At 72.7% G+C, this 23176-nt stretch carries 16 protein-coding genes; 10 read left to right on the forward strand and 6 right to left on the reverse strand.

What is annotated here, in order from left to right; genetic code table 11:
* Positions 1-84 precede the first annotated feature (84 nt).
* Both ACFYYH_RS17310 and ACFYYH_RS17315 read right to left on the reverse strand, forming a co-directional pair.
* Complete coding sequence (locus ACFYYH_RS17310) at positions 85-2793, reverse strand: ATP-dependent RNA helicase (RefSeq protein WP_388551444.1); 2709 nt, start codon at positions 2791-2793, stop codon at positions 85-87.
* A 31-nt stretch (positions 2794-2824) separates the two neighbouring features.
* On the reverse strand, positions 2825-3658 hold the full coding sequence (locus ACFYYH_RS17315) for a class I SAM-dependent methyltransferase (RefSeq protein ID WP_388551446.1): 834 nt from the start codon (positions 3656-3658) through the stop codon (positions 2825-2827).
* A gap of 354 nt (positions 3659-4012) precedes the next feature.
* Between ACFYYH_RS17315 and rpsA the strand changes: the two genes are divergently transcribed.
* Entirely contained in the window at positions 4013-5518 is a 1506-nt protein-coding gene (gene rpsA / locus ACFYYH_RS17320) for a 30S ribosomal protein S1 (protein WP_093595272.1), read from the forward strand.
* 144 nt (positions 5519-5662) lie between these two features.
* Here the strand turns inward: rpsA and ACFYYH_RS17325 are convergent, their stop codons facing one another.
* Positions 5663-6637: a sheath polysaccharide-degrading enzyme gene (locus ACFYYH_RS17325; protein ID WP_388551448.1), complete on the reverse strand. Its 975-nt coding sequence runs from the start codon at positions 6635-6637 to the stop codon at positions 5663-5665.
* Between the two features lie 530 nt (positions 6638-7167).
* On the opposite strand from ACFYYH_RS17325, the gene ACFYYH_RS17330 reads away from it, so the two are divergent.
* The 4 genes from ACFYYH_RS17330 (at position 7168) to ACFYYH_RS17345 (ending at position 11267) form a co-directional block, all read left to right on the forward strand.
* Positions 7168-8691 (forward strand): flavin monoamine oxidase family protein, encoded by a 1524-nt coding sequence (locus ACFYYH_RS17330; protein WP_388551694.1) that lies wholly within the window; start codon positions 7168-7170, stop codon positions 8689-8691.
* A 278-nt stretch (positions 8692-8969) separates the two neighbouring features.
* Entirely contained in the window at positions 8970-9914 is a 945-nt protein-coding gene (locus ACFYYH_RS17335) for a PAC2 family protein (protein WP_388551450.1), read from the forward strand.
* 222 nt (positions 9915-10136) lie between these two features.
* Positions 10137-10742, forward strand: coding sequence for a dephospho-CoA kinase (gene coaE, locus ACFYYH_RS17340; RefSeq protein WP_388551452.1), 606 nt, complete (start codon positions 10137-10139; stop codon positions 10740-10742).
* A gap of 123 nt (positions 10743-10865) precedes the next feature.
* Positions 10866-11267, forward strand: coding sequence for a tetratricopeptide repeat protein (locus tag ACFYYH_RS17345; protein ID WP_388551454.1), 402 nt, complete (start codon positions 10866-10868; stop codon positions 11265-11267).
* A gap of 152 nt (positions 11268-11419) precedes the next feature.
* On the opposite strand, the gene ACFYYH_RS17350 is transcribed toward ACFYYH_RS17345, so the two are convergent.
* Positions 11420-11827: a DUF6343 family protein gene (locus ACFYYH_RS17350; protein ID WP_388551456.1), complete on the reverse strand. Its 408-nt coding sequence runs from the start codon at positions 11825-11827 to the stop codon at positions 11420-11422.
* Positions 11828-12001: 174 nt separating this feature from the next.
* Positions 12002-12343 carry a hypothetical protein gene (locus ACFYYH_RS17355; protein ID WP_388551458.1) on the reverse strand — a complete coding sequence of 114 codons (342 nt, stop codon included), beginning with the start codon at positions 12341-12343 and terminating at the stop codon, positions 12002-12004.
* Positions 12344-12688: 345 nt separating this feature from the next.
* Between ACFYYH_RS17355 and ACFYYH_RS17360 the strand changes: the two genes are divergently transcribed.
* The 5 genes from ACFYYH_RS17360 (at position 12689) to ACFYYH_RS17380 (ending at position 21265) form a co-directional block, all read left to right on the forward strand.
* Positions 12689-13858, forward strand: a complete 1170-nt coding sequence (locus tag ACFYYH_RS17360) for a slipin family protein (RefSeq protein ID WP_388551460.1) — start codon at positions 12689-12691, stop codon at positions 13856-13858.
* Positions 13859-14225: 367 nt separating this feature from the next.
* Positions 14226-17180: an SNF2-related protein gene (locus tag ACFYYH_RS17365; RefSeq protein WP_388551697.1), complete on the forward strand. Its 2955-nt coding sequence runs from the start codon at positions 14226-14228 to the stop codon at positions 17178-17180.
* Between the two features lie 131 nt (positions 17181-17311).
* Complete coding sequence (locus tag ACFYYH_RS17370; protein ID WP_388551462.1) at positions 17312-18646, forward strand: SWIM zinc finger family protein; 1335 nt, start codon at positions 17312-17314, stop codon at positions 18644-18646.
* A 47-nt stretch (positions 18647-18693) separates the two neighbouring features.
* On the forward strand, positions 18694-19131 hold the full coding sequence (locus tag ACFYYH_RS17375; protein ID WP_388551463.1) for a hypothetical protein: 438 nt from the start codon (positions 18694-18696) through the stop codon (positions 19129-19131).
* A gap of 4 nt (positions 19132-19135) precedes the next feature.
* On the forward strand, positions 19136-21265 hold the full coding sequence (locus tag ACFYYH_RS17380) for an NB-ARC domain-containing protein (protein ID WP_388551465.1): 2130 nt from the start codon (positions 19136-19138) through the stop codon (positions 21263-21265).
* Between the two features lie 139 nt (positions 21266-21404).
* On the opposite strand, the gene ACFYYH_RS17385 is transcribed toward ACFYYH_RS17380, so the two are convergent.
* Positions 21405-23024 carry a translation initiation factor 2 gene (locus ACFYYH_RS17385; protein WP_388551466.1) on the reverse strand — a complete coding sequence of 540 codons (1620 nt, stop codon included), beginning with the start codon at positions 23022-23024 and terminating at the stop codon, positions 21405-21407.
* Between the last annotated feature and the right edge of the window lie 152 nt (positions 23025-23176).

Here is a 23176-nt window from a genome sequence, read left to right on the forward strand (position 1 = left end):
ACGGAGGGCGGCGGCATGAACGGCGGGCGGTGGGCCCGGGGTCCCGGGCGGAGGGCGGCGCGGCGGGGGACGGGCGCCGCGCCCTCAGCGCCGGTTGTTCGTACGGCGCGTCGCCACCGCCGCCGTGGGGTCCTCCGGCCAGGGGTGGCGGGGGTAGCGGCCCCGGAGTTCCGCCCGCACCGAGCGGTAGCCGTCACGCCAGAAGGACGCCAGGTCCGCCGTGACCGCCGCGGGCCGGCCCGCCGGGGAGAGCAGATGGACCAGCACCGGCACACCCGCGACCCTCGGGGTCTCGGCCAGGCCGAACAACTCCTGGAGCTTCACGGCCAGTACGGGCTGCGGCCCGCCGTACTCCACCCGTATCCGTGATCCGCTGGGCACTTCGAGCCGTTCCGGAGCCAGTTCGTCCAGCCGCGCCGCGTCACCGGTCGCCCAGGGCATCAGCCGCCGCAGCGCCTGGCCGGCGTCGATCCGCTCCAGATCGGAGCGGCGCCGGGCACGGGACAGCTCGGGCTCCAGCCAGTCGTCCGTACGGGACAGGAGCGCGGCGTCCGAGACATCGGGCCAGGGGCCGCCGACCTCCCGGTGCAGAAAGGCCAGCCGCTCCCGCAGCCCCCGCGCGTCCCTGGTCCAGCGCAGCAGTCCGAGCCCATGGCGACCGAGGCCGTCCAGCAGAGCGCCCCGTACCAGAGCGGGGTCGGGCCGCTTCAGCGGCCGTACGGCCAGATCCACGGCCCCGAGCCGTTCGACCCGCCGGGCCACCACCTCGCCGTCCTCCCAGCGCACCTCCTCGCCCGCCACCCGCAGATGCCCGGCGGCGGCCCGCGCGGTGTCCTCGTCGATGACGGCGGCGAGCCGGACCCGCGCGGACGCGGAGTGCGCGGGCCGGTCCGCGACCGCCACCGCCAGCCACCGCGCGCCGCGCAGCCCGGATCCCTGCCCCGGCTCGGCGCCGGTCCCGGAGACCATGAGGAACGCGCCCTCCCCACGCGCCCGCGCCACCCGCTCGGGAAAGGCGAACGCGGTGACCAGCCCGGCGACGGCGTCGTCGAACCCGGAACCATCCCCGGCCGGCGCCGACGGCGGGTTCCGGCGCGTGTCGGGGGCCGGCTGGGCGTCGGGGTCCCGCTGGGCGTCGGGCCGCCCGGTCTCCGCCGCCGCTGCCAGCCGGCGCACCTCCTGGCGCCAGCGCGTCGCGTATCCGTCCCCGCCCCGGCGGGCCGTGCGCCACGCCGCCGTCAGATCGTCCCCGTACTCCCGGGGCGGCTCCTCGCTCAGCAGCGCCACCACCTCGGCGGCACGCCGCGCGCCCACCTCGGCCGCGCCGTCCAGCAGCGCGCGGGCCAGCCGGGGATGCAGCCCGAGACGGGACATCCGTACGCCCCGGTCGGTGGCGCGCCCGGCCTCGTCCACCGCGCCGATCGCGGTGAGCACGGACCGCGCGGCGGCCATCGCCCCGGCCGGGGGCGGGTCCAGCAACGCGAGACCGTCCGCCGAGGGATCGCCCCAGCACGCCGCCTGGAGCGCGAAGGCCGTCAGATCCGCCACCTTGATCTCGGGGGAGGGGAAGCGGGTGAGACGGGTGTCCTCGGCCTCCGTCCAGCAGCGGTAGACCGTCCCGGGCGCCTCGCGTCCGGCCCGTCCGGCCCGCTGCGCGGCGCCCGCCTGGGACACCCGTACGGTGGTGAGCGCGCCCAGCCCCCGCGCGTGGTCGGTACGGGGCTCGCGGGCCAGCCCCGCGTCCACGACGATCCGTACCCCGGGCACCGTCAGGCTCGACTCGGCGACGGCCGTGGCCAGGACGACCCGGCGGCGGCCCAAGGGACGCGCATCCGCAGCGCCCGCAGCGCCCACCGAAGCGGCGGCGCCCGCCGGACCGGTGGCGCCCGCGGAACCGCCGGCGCCACCGGAACCGGCCAGGACCGCGTCCTGTACCGCCGCCGGTGCCCGCCCGTGCACCTGGAGCACCTCGGCGTCGACATCCCCCAACTGCCCCGCCACCCGGCCGATCTCCCCCACCCCCGGCAGGAAACAGAGCAGATCGCCGTCCCGTTCGGCCAGCGCCCGCCGCACCACCGACGCCACATGCGTCAGCAGCGCCGGATCGACCCGCATCCCGTGCGGCGGCCGTACCGGCGACCCCGGCGGCGCCCACACCACCTCCACCGGATACGCGACGTCCCGCGCCGTCACCAGCGGCGCGTCGCCCAGCAGCCGGGCCCACCCGGCCGCGTCCGTCGTCGCCGAGGCCGCCACCAGCCGCAGTTCGGGCCGGAGCGTGGCCCGTACGTCCAGCAGGAACGCCGCCACCGTGTCCGCGTCGAGATGACGTTCATGGCACTCGTCGAGGATCACCACATCCACCCCGGCCAGCTCCGGGTCCCGCTGGAGACGCTGGAGCAGCACCCCGGTGGTCACCACTTCCACCACCGTGGCGCGCCCCACCACACGCTCCCCGCGCACGGTGAATCCCACGCGCTCCCCGGTCCGCTCCCCGAGCAGCCAGGCCATCCGGCGGGCCGCCGCGCGCGCCGCGATCCGCCGAGGCTCCGCGACGATCACCCGCCGTACGGGAGCGTCACCCGGAACGGGACCCGCGGGCCCGCCCCCGAGCAGCCCGTCCCCGAGCCGCGCGCCCCCGAGCAGCCCGGCCAGCGCCAGGGGCACCAGCGTCGTCTTGCCCGTCCCCGGAGGTGCGCACAGCACCGCGCAGCCGTGCTCGTCGAGGGCCCTCTCCAGCGAGGGGACGGCGGTACGGACGGGCAGGCTGCCGAGGATGTCGTCGCGGATCACCCGCCCAGTGTCGTACGGATCGTCCCGCGCCTCAGTCCCGTTCGCAGACGAAGATCGCCGTCCCCGGGATCAGACTCCCCCGCAGCGGCGACCAGCCGCCCCACTCCTGGGTGTTCCACTCCGGCCACTCCGGCTCCACCAGATCGACCAGCCGGAAGCCGCCCGCCACCACGTCCCGCACCCGGTCGCCGACCGTGCGGTGGTGCTCGACATAGACCGCCTGCCCCCGCTCGTCCTGCTCGACGTAGGGCGTGCGGTCGAAGTACGACGCGGAGACCGACAGGCCCTCGGGCCCCGGCTCGTCGGGGAACGCCCAGCGGACCGGGTGCGTGACGGAGAAGACCCAGCGCCCGCCCGGCCGCAGGACCCGCCGTACCTCACGGAACACCCGCACCGGATCGGCGACGAAGGGCACCGCGCCGTAGGCGGAGCAGGCCAGGTCGAAGGAGCCGTCACGGAAGGGGAGCGCGCCCGCGTCCGCCTCCACCAGCGGGAACGTCAGGGAGCGGCCGTCCGCGATACGCAGCGCGTGCTGGAGCTGGCGGTGCGACAGGTCCAGCGCCACCGGGCGCGCGCCCTGCGCCGCCAGCCAGCGCGAACACTGGGCCGCGCCCGCGCCGATCTCCAGGACGTCCCGGCCCCGCAGCGACTCCGGCGGGCCCAGCAGGCCGGCCTCCACCTCGTCGAGGCCCTCCGGACCCCAGACGAAGCGGTCGTCACCGAGGAAGGTGCCGTGCTCGGTCTGGTACTCGTCCGCGTTCCGGTCCCACCAGCCGCGGTTGGCCCGGCTGCTCTCCGTGGAGCCGCTGTCGCGGCGGGTCGCCTGGGGTTCCCGCGTCGCTTCCGGCTCGTGCTCTTGGATCATCGTGTCCGTCGTCGTAGTGTGCTGGCAGTGGCGGTGAGGGGCAGCGTCGCACGGGTGTTCTGGCCTCATCAAACGTGAGTTGTGCCGGGAATGTGAGGTTCCGCCCCGGGTGTGCGCCTTCGCGCATTGACCGTGCCCGGCTGCCCCCGTATGCTAAAGGTTGCGCTGCGGGCCTGCGCGCCTCAGACGTAGCAGCCGCGCTCGCATCTGTATGAAAGTCTCCTCGGTTGTCGAGGCGCTTTCCCCGAATCCGGGGGCGGCGCTTCCTTGGCTGTCCGGCTTGTACAGGGGCGATACGGGTTCCCGGCGTGGCATTACCTACGACTCAATGTCCGTACCGGAGCCCTTTCCCACATGACGAGCAGCACCGAGACCACCGCCACCACCCCGCAGGTTGCGGTCAACGACATCGGTAACGAGGAAGCCTTCCTCGCCGCGATCGACGAGACGATCAAGTACTTCAACGACGGCGACATCGTCGACGGCGTCATCGTGAAGGTCGACCGGGACGAGGTCCTGCTCGACATCGGTTACAAGACCGAAGGCGTCATTCCCTCCCGCGAACTTTCGATCAAGCACGACGTCGACCCCAACGAGGTCGTCGCCGTGGGCGATGAGATCGAGGCCCTGGTTCTCCAGAAGGAGGACAAGGAAGGCCGTCTCATCCTGTCCAAGAAGCGCGCGCAGTACGAGCGCGCCTGGGGCACGATCGAGAAGATCAAGGAAGAGGACGGCATCGTCACCGGTACGGTCATCGAGGTGGTCAAGGGTGGTCTCATCCTCGACATCGGCCTCCGTGGCTTCCTGCCGGCCTCCCTCGTCGAGATGCGCCGTGTCCGCGACCTCCAGCCCTACGTGGGCAAGGAGCTCGAAGCCAAGATCATCGAGCTGGACAAGAACCGCAACAACGTGGTCCTGTCCCGCCGTGCCTGGCTGGAGCAGACCCAGAGCGAGGTCCGTCAGACCTTCCTCACGACGTTGCAGAAGGGCCAGGTCCGCTCCGGCGTCGTCTCCTCGATCGTCAACTTCGGTGCGTTCGTGGACCTCGGCGGGGTCGACGGTCTGGTGCACGTCTCCGAGCTGTCCTGGAAGCACATCGACCACCCCTCCGAGGTCGTCGAGGTCGGTCAGGAAGTCACCGTCGAGGTTCTCGACGTGGACATGGACCGCGAGCGTGTCTCCCTCTCGCTCAAGGCGACGCAGGAAGACCCGTGGCAGCAGTTCGCCCGGACCCACCAGATCGGCCAGGTCGTCCCCGGCAAGGTCACCAAGCTCGTTCCGTTCGGTGCGTTCGTCCGCGTCGACGAGGGCATCGAGGGTCTGGTGCACATCTCCGAGCTGGCCGAGCGCCACGTGGAGATCCCGGAGCAGGTCGTCCAGGTCAACGACGAGATCTTCGTCAAGGTCATCGACATCGACCTGGAGCGCCGCCGCATCAGCCTCTCGCTGAAGCAGGCCAACGAGTCCTTCGGCAGCGACCCGGCCTCGGTCGAGTTCGACCCGACGCTCTACGGCATGGCCGCGTCCTACGACGACCAGGGCAACTACATCTACCCCGAGGGCTTCGACCCCGAGACCAACGACTGGCTCGAGGGCTTCGAGACCCAGCGCGAGGCGTGGGAGGGCCAGTACGCCGAGGCGCAGCAGCGCTTCGAGCAGCACCAGGCCCAGGTCATCAAGTCCCGCGAGGCCGACGAGGCCGCCGCTGCCGAGGGTGCTGCCGCTCCCGCCGGTGGTGGCAGTGCGCCGGCCGCCTCGGGTGGCTCGTACTCCTCGGAGTCCGCGGACAACTCCGGCGCCCTGGCGTCGGACGAGGCCCTGGCCGCCCTGCGCGAGAAGCTGGCGGGCGGCCAGAGCTGACGCTCCGGTCTCCTGTCCGGCGGGTAGCCGCCGGTAGCCAGTAGGAATGTCGGTAAGGCCCGCTCCCTTCAGGGGGAGCGGGCCTTACGCGTGTCCGGAGGCGGAGGCGGAGGTGGATGCGGGGGCGGAGTCGGCGGGCCCGGGTCAGGGGGTGACGGCGATATTGGTCAGGCCCTTGCCGCCGGTCACGGTGTTGCTGCTGTGGACGGTGGTGCGGCAGCCCGAACCGCTGTTGGTGACATTGACGGCGAGCTGCTGGGCGCCCGTCGAGCCCCTGAGGTCCGACGTGTTGGAGCGGAACACGGTGCCGCAGCCCCAGCCGCTCTGCTGGGTGTGGGTCTCGTAGCCGTTGTTCGTGGTGTTCTTGCCGGTGTTGCCCTCGACGAGGACGTTGTTGCCCTTGACGTCGACCCAGGAGTCGTCGAAGTTGGCGCCGGTGAGGCCGTTGCCGTCGAAGGTGTTGCCGATGACGCGCGCGCCGGTGGTGCCTTCCTTGATGTCGACGTTCTCGCCGCCGATGTCCGGGCCGATGGTGTTGTTGAGGATCTGTACGTTGTCACTGCGGTCGGAGAGCGAGTTGGCGGTGCCGACGTACACCCCCTCACCCATGCCCCGGCCGTCGTTGCCGGTGTCGTAGATCCGCGAGTTCCTGAGGATCCCGTCGCTGCTGGACTGACGGAAGTGCACGCCCTCCATGTCCAGGTTGTGCACGGTGACGGAGTCGATCACGACGCCGTTGGCCGCGTCCGCGACGATGCCCTTCTGGGCGTCGGTGAGGGTGATGCCCTTGACGGTCCAGTACGCGGCCCCGTTGAGGTGGAGGGCGTTCCCCCCGCCGGTGGTGGTGGTGAGGACCGCGGCGGACGAACCGGTCAGCGTGATCCGCGACCCGGCGGTGCCGGGCGTGGTCGCCTTGAAGTTGCCCTTGTAGGTGCCGTTGGCGAGCTGGATCGTGTCGCCGGGGCGGGCGGCGGTGAGAGCCGCCTTGAGTTCGGCGGCCGTGGTCACCTGGATGACCGCCGCGGCTCCGGCGGCTCCTGCGGGCGGGGCGAGCAGGGACAGTCCGCCGGTGGCGAGCAGTCCGGCGAGCAGGGCGGGGAGAAGGGTTCGGGTGCGCATGGGGGGTGCCTTCCCGTGGGTCCGAGTGATGCCGAGGCGGCTGGCCAGGCGCATAGTCGTCTTCGCATATGAACGCTGGCCGGATTCATGAACGCGTGCTGTTCCGTGACGGTAGGGACACGGTCCATGCGTGTCAAGGTATAGGCCAATCGAACTGTGCGCGGAAGTGCCGGCGGCGCTGAGGGGCGTGGTATCGCCGGGGGCGTGGGGCGTGGGGCGTGTCGGGCCGTGCCCGTGTCGGGCTGTACCGGGAAGTGCCAGCGGAGTCGGGAGTGCCGGGCCGTGCTGGAGAGGTGCCGGGGGTGTCGTGAGGGTGCGCCGGCGGCGGTGGTGAGGGGAGGGCAACGCGTGGGACACACACGTATCTGACGGGCCGTAACAAGCCGTTGCCAGGATCCCGGCACATCTGCATACCGGGCATACCGGAAGGGGTAACGGACATGAGTCACGCGCCGAACACCACCACGGGCACAGGCACCAGCCGCCGCGGCTTTCTGCGGCAGGTGGGCATCTCCGGGGGAGCGGGGGCGATGCTCGCCACCATGGGGGCCCTGGGTCTCGCCCCCACCGCCGAGGCCGCGAGCCGCGAGCCCGTCTTCCGCGCGCCCCGGAAGGGCGACTTCACCCTCACGGGCCGGGGAGCGGCCAGAGTCGTCATCATAGGCGGCGGTACAGCCGGTCTGACCGCCGCGTACGAACTCGGCAAAGCGGGGTACGAGTGTACGGTCCTGGAGGCCCGGGACCGCACCGGCGGGCGCAACTTCACCGTGCGCGGCGGGGATTCGAACGTCGATCTGTACGGCAACCGCCAGACGGCGCGGTTCGGTGACGGCCAGTATCTGAACGCGGGCCCCGCCCGTATCCCGCAGTGGATGGTCACCATGGACTACTGCCGTGAACTGGACGTTCCCGTCGAGGTGTTCACCAATGCCAACGCCAGCGCGTACCTCTACAACGAGAAGGCGGGGATGACCGCTCCGGTGCGCTACCGCACCGCCAAGGCCGATGTGTACGGCTATGTCTCCGAACTGCTCGCGAAGGCCGCGGGAAAGGGCGCGCTGGACGGCGAGATCACCGCCGAGGACCAGCAGCGGCTGCTCGAATTCCTGCGGGGCTTCGGGGACATCGGCTCCACGCTCACCTACACCGGCAGCAAGCGCCGTGGCTACCGCGTGGATCCTGCGGCGGCCGGCACTCCGGGCGTCCAACTGGGGCCGGTGCCCTCGGCGTCCGAGGTCTTCTCCAGCGGGATCGGCCGGTACTTCTCGTTCGAATTCGGCTACGACCAGGCGATGCTGATGTTCCAGCCCGTCGGCGGGATGGACCGGATAGCGGCCGCGCTCACGCGGGCCGTGGGCGGGCACCGGATCAAGACGGGCGCGGTCGTCGAGAAGATCACCGACACGGCGCACGGGGTGACGGTCACCTACCGCGGGGACGGCCGCGTACGCACCCTCGACGCGGACTTCTGCATCGCCACGCTGCCGCCCAATATCCTCGCCAGGACCGCGCACAATCTCGGGCCCGCCGTACAGACGGCGCTGGAGGCCTGCCGTCCCTCGTCGGCCGGCAAGATCGGGCTCGAGTACCGCAGCCGCTGGTGGGAGAGTGATCACCGGATCTACGGCGGCATCACGGAGACCGATCTCGATCTGGCCCATGTCTGGTACCCGTCCCACGGTCATCACGGCCGCCGCGGTGTGATCGTCGGGTACTACAACACGGGCGCGTCGGCCGACTCGTACGCCCAGCTCCCGCCGCGCGAGCGCGAGGCGCGCGCCGTGGCGCAGGGCGTGAAGATCCACGGCGAGAAGTACCGGAGCGAACTGATCTCGTCCTTCTCCCACCACTGGCGGCAGACGCCCTATCTGGAGGCCGCCTGGCACTCCCTGTCCGGGGGACCCGACGCGCCCGTCTTCGACGCCCTCAACAAGCCGACCGGGCATGTCTACTTCGCCGGTGACTACCTCTCGTACGCCGACGCCTGGCAGCACGGGGCTTTCACCTCGGCGCGCAAGGTGGTCACCGCCCTGCATTGCCGGGTCCTCGCCTGAGGCCGGCTCCCGGCCGGGGCCGCCTGCCGTCTGCCGCCCGGGGCTGCCTGCTGCCTGCCGCCTGCCGTCTGGGGCCGCCTGCCGTCTGGGGCTGCCTGCCGCCCGAGGTCGGCTGGCGGCTTCCGGGGGCGCGTACGGCGCGCTGGCGGTCGCCGGGGCGTGTACGGATGGCCCGGACGCGCCGGTTTGTGGCACGTGTGAGTTTGTGGCATGGAGCGCGGGGAATGCCTGCGCCCCATGGCGTGTTCTTCCTACGAACACGAGGAGGAGCGGTAATCGTGCTTGATCCGCAGGGTTTGTACGAATGGGAGCCCAAGGGCCTGGCCGTCGTCGACATGGCGCTGGCACAGGAGTCGGCGGGCCTGGTCATGCTGTACCACTTCGACGGCTATATCGACGCGGGTGAGACCGGCGATCAGATCGTCGAGAACCTGCTGGAGTCGCTGCCGCACCAGGTGGTGGCCCGATTCGACCACGACAGGCTGGTCGACTACCGCGCCCGGCGTCCGCTGCTGACCTTCCGCCGCGACCGCTGGACGGCCTTTGAGACGCCGACGCTCGACGTACGGCTCGTACAGGACGCGACCGGCGCGCCGTTCCTGCTGCTGTCCGGCCCCGAGCCGGATGTGGAGTGGGAGCGTTTCGCGCTCGCCGTACAGCAGATCGTGGACCGTCTCGGTGTGCGTCTGTCCGTCAACTTCCACGGTATTCCGATGGGCGTTCCGCACACGCGCCCCGTCGGCATCACCCCGCACGGCAACCGCACCGACCTGATGCCGGGCCATCGCAACGCCTTCGACGAGGCGCAGGTGCCCGGCAGCGCCGAGTCGCTCGTGGAGTACCGGCTGATGGAGTCGGACCACGATGTCCTCGGTGTCGCGGCGCACGTACCGCACTATGTGGCCAGGTCCTCGTACCCCGACGCGGCGCTGACCGCGCTGGAGGCGATCACGGCCGCGACCGGGCTGGTCCTTCCGAGCATCGCGCACTCCCTTCGCACCGAGGCCCAGCGCACCCAGACCGAGATCGAGCGCCAGCTCGGCGAGGGCGACGAGGAACTCGTGTCGATGGTGCAGGGGCTCGAGCACCAGTACGACGCCATCGCGGGCGCCGAGACGCGTGGCAATCTGGTGGCCGAGCCGGCGGAGCTGCCGTCCGCCGACGAGATCGGCCGGGAATTCGAGAAGTTCCTCGCGGAGCGGGAGGGCGAGGGCGGGGCGTGACCCCCGCCCCGGCTTCCGGTACGCGGAGTGTTTCCGCACGTTCAAGGTGTTTCCGCTCCTGAGCGTTCCCGGCCGTACGGTACCCAGCAGCCCGCTGGAACCGTGCGGCCGTTCGCTGTCCCGGCCCGGCTGGGGGCGGCTGCGGCGAGGCGCGGTGCCGGGCGTCGTCGGCCAGGCACGTGAGCCCGGCGAGATCCAAACGAGAGGCCCTAGGCTGGGCGCATGCTGAGACTGGGACTCACGGGTGGGATCGGCGCGGGCAAGAGCGAGGTCTCCCGTCTGCTGGCCGGTTACGGAGCGGTGCTGATCGACTCCGACCGGATCGCACGCGAGGTGGTGGAGCCGGGGACGCCGGGTCTGGCGGCGGTGGTCGCCGAGTTCGGTCCTGAGGTGCTCACCGGGGACGGCCGGCTGGACCGGCCCAGGCTCGGCGGGATCGTCTTCGCCGACCAGGAGCGTCTCCGCGCGCTGAACGCGATCGTGCATCCGCTGGTCCGCGCCCGCTCCGCGGAGCTGGAGAGCGGGGCCGGCCGTGACGCGATCGTGGTGCACGATGTGCCCCTGCTCGTCGAGAACGGCATGGCGGGACTCTTCGACCTGGTGGTCGTGGTCGACGCCTCGCCGGAGACACAGCTCGACCGGCTCGTACGGCAGCGGGGGATGGCGGAGTCGGAGGCGCGTGACCGGATGGCCGCGCAGGCGAGCCGGGAGCAGCGCCGGGCGGTCGCGGATGTCGTGATCGACAACGACGGTCCGCTGGAACGGCTGGAACCGCAGGTCCGTGAGGTGTGGAAGGAACTGACCGAGCGCGCGGCGGCCGGCCGCTGACCGAGGGGCCCGGCCGCGCGGGCACGTGCCCGATGTGACGCGCGTGCCGGTGTGAGATGCAGGGTGTCGAACAGTGACCGACGCGCTGGCGTTGACAGCGCGCAGCCAGGGAAGGATGCGACCGTGCCCGAGAGCCCGGAGACCCACATCATCGACTTTCGCGCGGCCGAGCATCTGCTGGCCGCGCGTGATCCCCGGGGGGCCGTCAAGCTGCTCGACTCGGTGATCGGCGCCCACCCGGAGAACACGGCGGCCCGTCTGCTGAGAGCGCGGGCGTTCTTCGCGGCGGCCCAGTTGCGCCCCGCCGAACTCGAATTCGAGCTGGTGCTGGAGCGCGAGCCGGACAACGCGTTCGCGCACTTCGCCCTGGCCCGTACGTTTCAGCGCTCGGGCCGGCCCGAGCTGGCGAAACGACACTTCCGGCTGGCGGCGGCGCTCGATCCCAAGCCGGAGTATGTGAAGGCCGCGCAGTTCGATTCCGACACCCGTGGCGGTGACGACGGCGACGCGCCGACGGGCGGCTGACCCTCGGGCCGTCCGCCATCCCCAGGCAGGCATCCCGGGAGGCAGGCACCCCGGGCGGGCCGCCGTTGACCGGTCGGGCGGGCCGCCGTTGACCGGTCGGTGGGCCGGTGGGCCGTGGAACGGTGGGCCGTGGGACCGGTGAGCCGGTGGGCTCATGGTCTGTGCGTGCCGCGCCCCGGGCCGTCGCCCCGGCCGCCGCCGTCCCAGCCCTTGTCGGGTACCCGGTGCCGGGGACGGTCGTCATGACCTTTGGGGCCGGGGCCTCCGCGTCCGGGACCTTCGCCGGGTCCGTCAGACGGCCCGGGTCCGTGATCGGGTTCGTACGGGGGGATGTTCCGGCCCGGCTGGTAGTGCGGCCCTTGGCGGATATGCCGTATCACCAGGACGAGGTCCGTCGCGACGATCAGAAAGAGCACCCCGCAGGTGACGGCCCACCCTGTCCGCTCCGCGAGCGCGAAGAGGCTGGTACCGAGGGCGGTCCAGACCAGACCCCAGAGACCCAGCCAGAAGCGCAGACGCAGTGGACTGCGCGCGGTGACCGGTTCACTTCCGGTGCGCATGGCTCTCGCACCTCCCACCATCTGTGTGCCCCACCCCTTGTGTACCCGTGGACATGACCCCCGACCCGGCCCGAGGGCGAGCGATGTCAAGACCGGTGGGTCGAGACCGTCGAGTCGAAACCGGGGGACCGGCGACGGATGACGGACCATGGGCGCCGTCGACCGGGCCGGGGCTCAGTGGACGATGGTGTAGCTGCGCCAGGGACCGGTGCCGGGAGCGATCACGTCGGAGAGCGTGGTGGCGATATACGTCGTGTGGTCGCCGGTGCAGTCCCCCGACCGGTACATCATGAGATCGACGAGCGTACGGTTCGTGAGCTCGACGGCCCCGGGGGACGTGAGCCGGTGGCAGCCACGTACCAAGGGGTTGGAGACCTGTACCTCGTGGCGCTCCTCCGTCCTGTAGGCGATGGTGCCCCTCGCGTTCTGGCCGAGGCCGGAGCAGCCCGCGAGGAAGAGGGACAGGAACACCGTTCCGGCGGCGATGCCGAGACGCCGGTGATCGGTCACGGACATGGGCGGTCCTCTGTCAGCGCGGGATCCGAGCGACGTCCTGAACGGGATGTCCGAGCGGGACGTCCGAGCGGGATGTCTGCCGGGGGCGTGGCGGTGCGGGTGGCCGGGCCCGGGGAAGCCCGTGCTGGTCACACTGCCGGATACGGGGCGCCGTGGCACGTGATGTGCGGCCGGCCGGGGTACCCGCCGGACCCCCGGCACGGCCCTTGGCGGCCAATGGTTCGTATATCCCCGATCCCTTATCCCGTATCCCGGTCTCGTATCCCGATCCCGCTTCTCGACCGCCCGGTCATACAGGGCATACCGTGGTTATCAGTACCTCGCTCCGGCGTCAGGGGGCCCATCATGGTCCAGGAACTGGTCACAGCGGTCATAGCGGCGCTCTGCGCCCTGGGGCTGTACGGGATGGCCGCCGCGCGGGTCATCAAGCAGTACGAGCGAGGTGTGGTCCTCCGGCTGGGTCAGCTCCGTACGGGTGTCCGAGGGCCCGGATTCACCATGATCGTCCCGTTTGTGGACAGGCTGCACAAGGTCAATATGCAGATCGTGACGATGCCCGTGCCCGCGCAGGACGGCATCACGCGGGACAACGTCACCGTCCGCGTGGACGCGGTGATCTACTTCAAGGTCGTCGACGCGGCGGAGGCGGTGATCCGGGTCGAGGACTACCGGTTCGCGGTCTCGCAGATGGCGCAGACGTCGCTGAGGTCGATCATCGGGAAGAGCGATCTGGACGATCTGCTGTCGAACCGCGAGCAGCTGAACCAGGGCCTGGAACTGATGATCGACAGCCCGGCGATCGGCTGGGGCGTACAGATCGACCGGGTCGAGATCAAGGACGTGTCCCTGCCGGAGACGATGAAGCGGTCGATGGCGCGCCAGGCGGAGGCGGACCGTGAGCGTCGCGCGCGCGTGATCAACGCGGACGCGGAACTCCAGGCGTCGAAGAAGCTCGCGGAAGCGGCCAAGCAGATGTCCGAGCAGCCCGCCGCGCTTCAGTTGCGGTTGCTCCAGACCGTGGTGGCGGTCGCCGCCGAGAAGAACTCGACCCTGGTACTGCCCTTCCCGGTCGAGCTGCTCCGTTTTCTCGAGCGGGCCACGCCGGCCGAGGCGGCGCAGGCCGTGAAGACCGTCTCGGGCGCGGTGGGGGCAGCCGCACCGACCGCCGCGGAACCGGCCGTCGCACCGGCCGACGCTGTCCCTACGGCCGCACCGGCCGGCCCACCCGCCACGGCTCCGGCTCCGACGACGGCCACCGCTCCGGCTCCGGCGACCCAGGCCACGGGTCCGGCTCCGGTCGGCGCACCGGCTCAGGCCACGGCTCCGGCTCAGGCCACGGCTCCGGCTCAGGTCGGGGCGACGGCTTCGGGCGGGGCGACGGCTTCGGACGGGATGCCGAGGGCGTCCGGGCCCGCGAGGTCCTCCGCGGTTCCGTCCGCTTCGGGAGGAGCCCGGACGGAACCGCGGATCCAGTCCGAGGCACCCGACTCGCCGCAGGAGTCCGAGGTGCGGTGACCCGACGTCCCGTGGCCTCGCTCTCCCGCCCGTCTCCCGCCGCCCGTCTCCCGCCCGTCCTCTGATCAATGTCTTCCCGCCCGGTCTTCGGCTCGGGCACCGGTCGTTGCCCGAGCCGTTGCCCGGCCGTTCCCCGGTCGGTTTCCTGTCGGTCCCGGGTCTCCACCCATGCTGATCTGCGAAAACGCGGCTCAGGGACCGGCTGTCAGACCTCCCGCCTAGACTCGCAGAGGTAAACGGATCTTGCGCGGGAAAGGAGTCGGCGGCCGTGGAGCAATTCGTGCATACCTTGACGGAACCCGCCGCGCGTGTCGCGGCGGCCGGTCGGCCCACGCCCGCTTCCGCGAGCGCCGCGGGGACCGCGTCCGTGACCGCCGGGCTCACCCGGTGTGCGGCCGTCTTCCTGCCCGCCGGGCTGCCGCGCGAGGGGCGGATCGCCTTCTGGGCCCCGGAGGGCGGGCTGCCCCTCGGCACAGCGGACGGCACGGCGGACGGCGCGGCGGAGAGGACAGCCGAGGGGACGGGGGAGGTGTTCACGGCGAGCGGCGCGGGCACCGACGCCACCGGGCCGGGCGGCTGCGGCCCCGCAGAGCTGACCGTCGTACGGAGCCATGGCGACGGAGTCCGTGCGACCACGGTCCCCGCCGTGCTGCTGCCCGTCGTCGAGGCCGTTCCGCTGCTCGTCCGCGCCCGGCGTGACAAGGCTGCGCATCCCGCGGCGGCCTGCTGGGGCGCCGCGGCGCTCCACGCGCTCCAGCTCGCGGCGCGCGGCAGACTGCTGCCGGGTCTCACCGCGTCCGACCACGACGCCTGGCGGGCGGGCCCGCTCGACGCCGACGACATCGCGCAGCTGAGGGCCATCGCGGCGGCCATGCCTCCCGAGGCACACGCCGTACCGCTCCCGGGCCAGGCCCCGCTGCGACTGCCCGATCCGGAAGCTCTGGTGAGGGCGTTCCTCGACGCGGTGGCCGACTCCCTGCCGCGCACTCCGGCCGCCGCGTTCGCCGCCGGGGCGCCGTTCGCCGCCCGAGCGGCACAGCATCTGCCGGGCGCGCGGACCTGGGCGCTGGAGGCGGCGGCCGGTATGGACGCGGGGGTGCGGGTCTCGCTGCGTCTGGATCTCTCCGCCTTCGCCCTGTTCGACCAGGCGGGCGGCGAGGTCGACGCCCAGGCCGATGCGGAGGAGGACGGCGTCGTACGGCGGGCCGGGACCGCTCTCGTCCAGATCCACAGCCTGGCCGACCCCACCCTGGTGATCGACGCGGCCGGGCTCTGGGCGGGCGCCGGTGAGGAGGGCTTCGGGCCGCGCGCCCGTATCGACGCCATGCTCGCCCTCCGCCGCGCGGCGCGCGTCTGGACCCCGCTGGCGGGTCTGCTGGAGCGTGATGTCCCCGACGCGCTGGCGCTCTCCGAGGACGAGCTGTACGACCTGCTCGGGCCCGGGGCGGCCCGCCTCGCGGCGGCGGGCGTCGCCGTCCACTGGCCCAGGGAGCTGGCCCGTACGCTCACGGCCGCCGCGGTGGTGCGGCCCGCGCCGGGTTCGGCCACGGACGGCACGCCGTTCTTCGACAGCGAGGAACTGCTCAAGTTCAACTGGCAGTTGGCGCTGGACGGCGATCCGCTCAGCGAGGCGGAGATGGACGCGCTCGCCGAGTCCCACCGCCCGATCGTGCGGTTGCGCGACCAGTGGGTGGTCGTGGATCCCGCACTCGTCCGCAAGGCGCGCAAACGCGAACTGGGACTGCTGGAGCCGGTCGACGCGCTGGCGGTCGCCCTCACCGGCACCGCCGAGGTGGACGGCGAGACGGTCGAGGCGGTCCCGACGGGCGCGCTGGCGGCCCTGCGCGACCGGCTCACCGGAGACCACGGCACCGTCCCCCAGCCACCGGCGCTCGCCGCCACGCTCCGCGACTACCAGCTGCGCGGTCTCGCCTGGCTGGACCTGATGACCTCGCTCGGGCTCGGCGGCTGCCTGGCGGACGACATGGGCCTCGGCAAGACGGTCACGGTCATCGCCCTGCATCTCCACCGCGCCCGTACGGCCCCCACGCTGGTCGTCTGCCCCGCCTCCCTCCTCGGCAACTGGCAGCGGGAGATCACCCGTTTCGCGCCCGGGGTCCCGGTGCACCGCTTCCATGGCGCGGGGCGCACCCTGGACGATGTCGCGGGCGGCTTCGTGCTCACCACCTACGGCACGATGCGCGGCAGCGCCGACGCCCTGGCCGCGCACACCTGGGGGATGGTCGTCGCCGACGAGGCCCAGCACGTCAAGAACCCCTTCTCGTCCACCGCCAAGGCGCTCCGCACGATCCCGTCTCCCGCCAGGGTCGCGCTGACCGGCACCCCCGTCGAGAACAACCTCTCCGAGCTGTGGGCGCTGCTCGACTGGACCACCCCCGGTCTGCTCGGTCCGCTCAAGGCGTTCCGGTCGCGTCACGCCCGGATCGTGGAGAACGCGGAGAACGCGAAGAGCGCCGGTGTCAGGGACGTGGAGAACGCGGAGGCGGTGGAGCGCCTGGCCCGGCTCGTACGGCCCTTCCTGCTGCGCAGGAAGAAGTCCGACCCCGGTATCGTGCCCGAGCTGCCGCCCAAGACGGAGAGCGATCACCCCGTCGCCCTCACCCGTGAACAGGCCTCGCTCTACGAGGCGGTCGTCCGCGAGACGATGGCGGCCATCGAGGAGGCGGAGGGCATCGCACGCCGCGGTCTGGTGATGAAGCTGCTCACCGCGCTCAAGCAGATCTGCAACCACCCCGCGCAGTATCTGAAGGAGGACGCGGCCCGGCTGACCGGCCGCTCCGGCAAGCTCGCCCTGCTCGACGAGCTGCTGGACACGATCCTCGCGGAGGACGGCTCGGTCCTGGTCTTCACGCAGTACGTCTCGATGGCGCGGCTGCTCTCCGCCCACCTCGCCTCCCGCGCCGTCCCGTCCCAGCTCCTCCACGGCGGTACGCCCGTGGCGGAGCGCGAGCAAATGGTGGACCGGTTCCAGTCCGGCGAGGTCCCGGTCTTCCTTCTCTCCCTCAAGGCCGCGGGCACCGGACTCAATCTCACCCGGGCCGGTCATGTCGTCCACTTCGACCGCTGGTGGAACCCGGCCGTGGAGGAGCAGGCGACGGACCGCGCGTACCGCATCGGCCAGACCCAGCCCGTCCAGGTCCACCGGCTGATCGCGGAGGGCACGGTGGAGGACAGGATCGCCGAGATGCTCAGATCGAAGCGGGCGCTGGCCGACGCGGTCCTCGGCTCGGGCGAGGCGGCCCTGACGGAGCTGACCGACCATGAACTGGCCGATCTGGTCTCACTGCGGAGGCTGTCATGACGGCTCCGCACGCCTCCGGCACCCCGCGGGTCCCCCCGGGAACCCCAGGCCTCCCGGGCCTCACCGGTCTCCCGGACACGCCCGGTCTCCCGGACACGCCCGGCCTCCCGGACACGCCCGGCTCCCCGGACATGCCCGGCTCCCCGGACGCCCCGCACGCGTCCGGCACCTCCCGTCCGTCCAGGGCCGCACGCGGCGGGCGGGCCGGTCGCGGCGCCCGTGCGGCGGCCCGTGCCCCACGGCCCGACGACCGTCGGCGCACATTCCCCGCCCTGCCGCCCAGGCCCGGCGCCTCGGGGGAGTTCGCCGGGACCTGGTGGGGCAACGCCTGGGTGGAGTCGATGGAGGACACCGCCCTGGACCCCGCCCGTCTCCAGCGCGGCCGTGCCTACGCGGGCCGGGGCCTCGTCGACGCGATCACCGTCACGCCGGGACGGGTGACGGCCTATGTGCACGGGACCAGGCCCCGGCCGTACCGTACGGAGATCCGTCTCCGCGTGCTCGACGACGGCGACTGGGAGGACCTTCTCGACGCCGCGGCGGCCCGCCCCGACCACATCGCGGCCCTGCTGGACAAGGACATGCCGCACGCCCTCGCCGCGTCGGCCGATCTGCTGCCGGCGGCGGGCGATCTCACCCCCGACTGCTCGTGCCCGGACGACGGTTATCCGTGCAAGCACGCCGCCGCGCTCTGCTACCAGACGGCACGGCTCCTCGACCAGGACCCCTTCGTCCTGTTCCTGACGCGCGGTCGTGGCGAGAGCGAGATCCTCGCCGATCTGACCCGCCGCAACGCCACCCGCTCCGCCGCGGAACGGACCTCGGCCGCACCGCCCATGCCCATGGTCCCGGCCGACGCCGCCCTCCGGCCCCGCTCACTCCCGGCGCTGCCGCCGCCGTTCCCGGTGCCCGCGGTGCCCGGCCGCCCACCGGTCTATCCGCAGGTGCCGGGCGCCCCCGATCCCCTCGCGCTCGATCTCCTCGCCACCGAGGCGGCGGCCCGCGCGCACACGTTCCTGACCACGGGTCTCGATCCGGTCGGGGCCCTCACCGCCTGGCAGGACGCGGTGCGTCTGGCCGCCGCCCATCCCGGTTCCGGACTCACCGCCTCCACCCGTGCCCTCTACCGCGATCTGGCCGCCGCGCTGGACCGCACCCCCACCGAACTGGCCCGTGCCGTCGCCGCCTGGCGTCAGGGCGGCCTCGCGGGACTCGCCGTACTGGAAGAGCCCTGGGACCCGCCCGCGGGCCCCTTCGACCGGGCGCGCCCCGCTCTCGCCGCCGCCGACCTCCCGCACTTCCGCCCCTGGCGCAATCAGCTCTCCACGTCCTCCCTCCAGCTCCGCTACGGCCGTGACGGCCTCTGGTACGGCTACGAGTCGGACCGCGACCGCGAGGACTGGTGGCCGCGCGGCACCCCCGACACGGATCCGGTCGGCGCGCTCACCGCCCTGCTCGGCAGGTGACCGGTAGGCTCGGTCGTCCAGATCGATCGGCGGCCGAAGGGGGTCCGGTGGAAGCCGAGTTGGTGGCACTGGCGACAGCAGGGGCGACGGCGCTCGTCCAGCAGATGGCGACGGACGGCTGGGTCCGGGTACGGGACCGGGTGGTGGCGTTCTTCGCCGACCGGGGCCCGGCGTCCCCGGAGGGGATCGAAGCCGACCTGGAGACCACCCGCGCCGAACTGACCACGGCGCAGCGGGACGGCGACGAGGAGACGGCCGAGGACCTGCGCGCGGAATGGCGCAACCGCCTGCGCCGCACCCTGCGCGCCGACCCCGAGGCCGCCGCCGAACTGCGCGCGCTCGTGGACGAGTTGAGCCCGCCGAAGACGCTCCCCGCCCAGCAGGTCCGTGATGTGCACAACACGATCAGCGGGAATGCCCGGGTCGTCGGCGCGGCCGTCCAGTCCGGCACGATCGGGGAACTGCGTATCGGCGGACAGGACTGAGGAGATGACCGACGGGGGAAACACGTTCGGCGGGAACGCCAGCGCCGAGTCGGTCGTCCAGGCCGGCCGGATCGGCAGCTTCACCCAGCATGTCCATATCGGCGCCGGGACCCAGGTCCCCGGCGCGTCCTCCGCCTTCCCGGCCGCCGTACCGGCTCCGGCTCAGGCTCCGGAGCGTCAACTGCCGGTGGAGGAGCAGCCGTTCGAGAACCGCGCCCCGGAGCGGCAGCAGGTCGGCCGGGAACTCGCGGAGCACGTGCGGTCGGCCCGTTCCGTACGTCCGCTGACGGTCGTGCTCAGCGGGGTGAGCGGGATCGGCAAAACCGCGCTGGCCGTCCGGCTCGCCCATGATCTGGAGGAGCACGGCCTTCTGCCGTTCTACGTCGATCTGGACGAGTGGCGCACGGCCGGGGCGGTCGACCTCCCCGCCGTACTGAGGCATCTGCTCGGCTGGCTGACACCGGCGGGGAGCGAGCTGCCACGGGAGCGCCGGGCGCTGGAGGACCGGTACCGGGCGAGGACCCGGGACGCGCGGCTGGCCCTCGTCCTCGACAATGTGTGGTCCGCCGACGAGATCACCACACTGCTGCCGGTGTCGGCCGAGTCGGTGGTGCTGGTCGCGAGTCAGGAGCGGTTGTCCGCGCTGGAGTCGCGGGGCGCGCTCGGGCTCGCGCTGGAGCCGCTGTCGCCGGAGCACGCCTCCGAGGTGCTCCGGCAGATCGTCACCCGTGCGCGCCCCGACGCGTCCGCGCAGGCGCTGGCCCGGCTCGCGCGGCTCTGCGCGGGCTTTCCCATCGCCCTGCACACCGCGGGCAAGCTGCTCTGCACGCATCCGAGCAGACGGATGGAGCGGATCGTGGACGACCTCACCGAGGATCTCTACGCGAAGGGCCTGCCCGTGGTGGAAGCGGTGTGGAACGCGGCCTACACCACGCTGGTCCCGCCCGCGGCCCGGCTCTACCGGCTGATGCCGCACCACCCCGGTTACGACATCTCCCTCGACGCCGCCACGGCCCTGCTCGGGACGGGGCCCGACGACGGGGAGGACGGGTTCGACGCGCTGACGAACGCGGGACTGCTGGCCCTGTCCCCGCGCGCGGGCCGCAGACGGATGCACGGCCTGCTTCGCGCCCACGCCCTGCGCTGCGCCGGCCGGCACGACGATCCGTCCGAGACCGAGGAGGGGCTGCGTCGGCTGCTCGTCTGGTACCGCAGACAGGCCGAGCGCGCCGACCGGGCGATCGCTCCGCACCGGATGCGCGTGGCAGAACCGGTGGAGGAGCTTCCGTACGCGTCCGATGTGCCGTTCGCGAGCGCGGCGGAGGCCGGTGCCTGGCTCGACGCCGAACGCAAGGCGCTCTACGGATGGGTGAGGATCGCGAGCGACTTGGGGGAGGACACGCACGCCTGGTCCCTCTGCGAGCCGCTGTGGAAGCACTACGAGGACCACGACAACCACGAGGACGCCCTTCGCGCGTTCGAGACCGGCCGGGAGTGCGCGCAGCGCGACGGCGCGGCCGAGGCGTTGATCCGGATGCGCTGCCAGCTCGCCCAGCCGCTCTGGAAGGCCGGGCGGGCGGCGGACGCGGAGAGGGAGACACGGCAGGCGGTGCTCTCGGCGGAGACGGTCGTCCCCGGCACCAGACTGCATGCCTCGGCCCTGGAGTTCCGGGGCAAGTACCTGGCGTGGCGCGGACAGCCGGATCAGGCCGTCACCCACTTCCGGCGCTCGCGCGACATCCATCTCGCGATCGGGAACCCCTACGGTGTGCTGCTCCAGGGCTTTCTGCTCGGCCGTACGCTGCGTGCCGCGGGCCGGCCGGCCGAGGCCGAGGCGGAGCTGGAGACCGCGCGCCGGCTGGCCGTGGAGCAGGACCGGGTCCGTGTGATCGGCCGGGCGACGGCCGAACTGGCCCGGGTCCACCGCGCGCTCGGCCGGACGGAGCGGGCCGTCGCCGCCTACGAGGAGGCGCTGGCCCATGAGCGGGCGCGGGGGTCCGTCCACGACCAGATCGCGCTGCACGACGAACTCGCCGCGCTGATGGAGGAGGCGGGCGACACGGAGGCGGCCGGGCGGCATCGTGCCCGCGCCGGGGAGCTGCGGGGTGAGGCGGGCGTGGAGCTGGAGGACTGAGGGCCGGTTGGGCGTCACCGTTCGGTCCCACCGTGCAGGCGGTTCGGCGGTTCGGCGGTTCGGGGTACGGGGGCGCCGTACGGTGTCTCGGCGTTCGGCTCGTTGCCTTGGCGTTGGGCTCTATGCCTCAGCGTTCGGCTCACAGTTCGGCGCGGGTGTCCTCGTCCGTGGCGGACGTCAGCAGGACCCGCACCCGCCGGCCGCCCACCGCGCAGTCGAGGGCCGTGGGGAGGGCGGGGCTCGGGCGGGCGTCGAGCCAGCCGTGCACGGCGGAGAGTACGGCCGCGGGATCGGGCCGGACCAGCGGCTCGCCCCGCGACGCGTCGGGCCTGATGGTCGCCGCGAGGAGCGGCAGGCCGTCGCGCCGCAGCACGCAGCGGTCGTGCGCGAGGACGGCCGCCGCCGTCCGGCAGCCCCGGTAGTTCTCCAGCGTGTGCGCGGTCCATCCGCCCGCGGTCCACACCGCGTCGGACGCGTACGCCTCCCGGAGGGCCGCCGTGCGCGCGCGGCGGTGGATGAGCCCGGCGTTCTCCGTCTCCCGCGTGGTCGAGACACCGTCCTCGGCGCTGACATGCCCTCCGTGCGGACCGCTGTCCAGCGGATACCGGGTCACGGACACCGTGTTCCCGGAGACCTCGACGCGTGCCGTGAACGCCGTCGGCCGCTGCCGGCCGATCCTGGGAACCGGCAGGGGCCGGGCCGGGACCGGCCCGTCCGACGGTTCGAGCCCGAGGAGCCGGTAGCAGCGCGTCCGCAGCAGCTCCAGTGAGCGGCCCTGCTCGGCGAAGGCGGTGGCGGCGAGGCCGCTGGTGTCGCCCGTACGGTGCGCGGCGACGGCGGCGTCGATCTGCGCGGCGAGCGGCCGGTCGGCCGACAGACGCGGTGCACGCGCCAGCAGTCCGGCCATGGGGCTGGCCGGAAGAAGCTCCGAACCGCCCTCGTAACAGCCGATCAGGGGCCGGTCCAGGGCCGCGGGATAGAGCGCGGCCGATCCATGGTCGGTCAGCGCGCAGTCGGCGGCGACGAGGAGGGCGGCCCACTCCTCGTACGGCCGCGCCAGCAGCAGACCGGCGGCGAGGGCGGGCGCGAGCTGCTGCCGCAGGGTGAACTCGCCGAGCCGGCTGTGGATATTGGGATGCAGTACGAGGGCGACCTGATACGCGTCGTACGGCAGCTCGGCGGTCAGCCGCCGGGGCAGTTCCGGCAGGCGTGCGAGCAGTGACTCGGGCCCCCAGGTGGAGACCACGGCCACCAGCCGCCGCCCGCCCGTGCCCAGGGCGTCCCGGTACCGTTCCCGGCGCGTACGGGACGCCAGCATCCGGTCCAGCGTCGGATCCCCCACGACGGCGGCCCGCCCGGCCACCTCCGCCGACTGCTGGGCGAGCCGTGCCAACTGGGCGGGATGCGCGAGAGCGTGCAGCGAGGCCAGTGGCGATCCATCGCGCAGGAGCTGGCGGGGATGCAGTCCGGAGGCGGAGTCGTCCGCGGACGGATGGGGGAGCCGCTTGTTGAACCCGGCGCCGTGCGGCAGCAGTACGAGCGGCCCTGGCAGCTCGTGCAGCGGACCGTTGGGACTGGCCGCCACCACCAGATCATGCCCGCCGCGCACCGCCTCCGCCCAGGGAACGGTCCGGGCCCCGGCACCGTCGAGCGCCGCGAGCGCCTCCGTACTGAAATCGGACCCGGGGACGAGGGTGAAGACGGGCCGCACACGGGGGTCCCCGGCGAAGACGGGAAGGGTGTCGAGCAGACGGTTCAACGCGGTGGCGGACCGTACGGCATACAGAACGGTCCGCCCGCCCCGCTGCCCGCGGGTCCCTTGACGGCCCTTCACACCGCTTCGCGCGGAGCTTCGGAGCGGGTCTCTCTCCCAGGCCGGTAAGGGCCCCCGCGTCGGTGAGACGGCACGGC

The organism is Streptomyces sp. NPDC002018 (assembly GCF_042890865.1).
Taxonomy (GTDB): domain Bacteria; phylum Actinomycetota; class Actinomycetes; order Streptomycetales; family Streptomycetaceae; genus Streptomyces.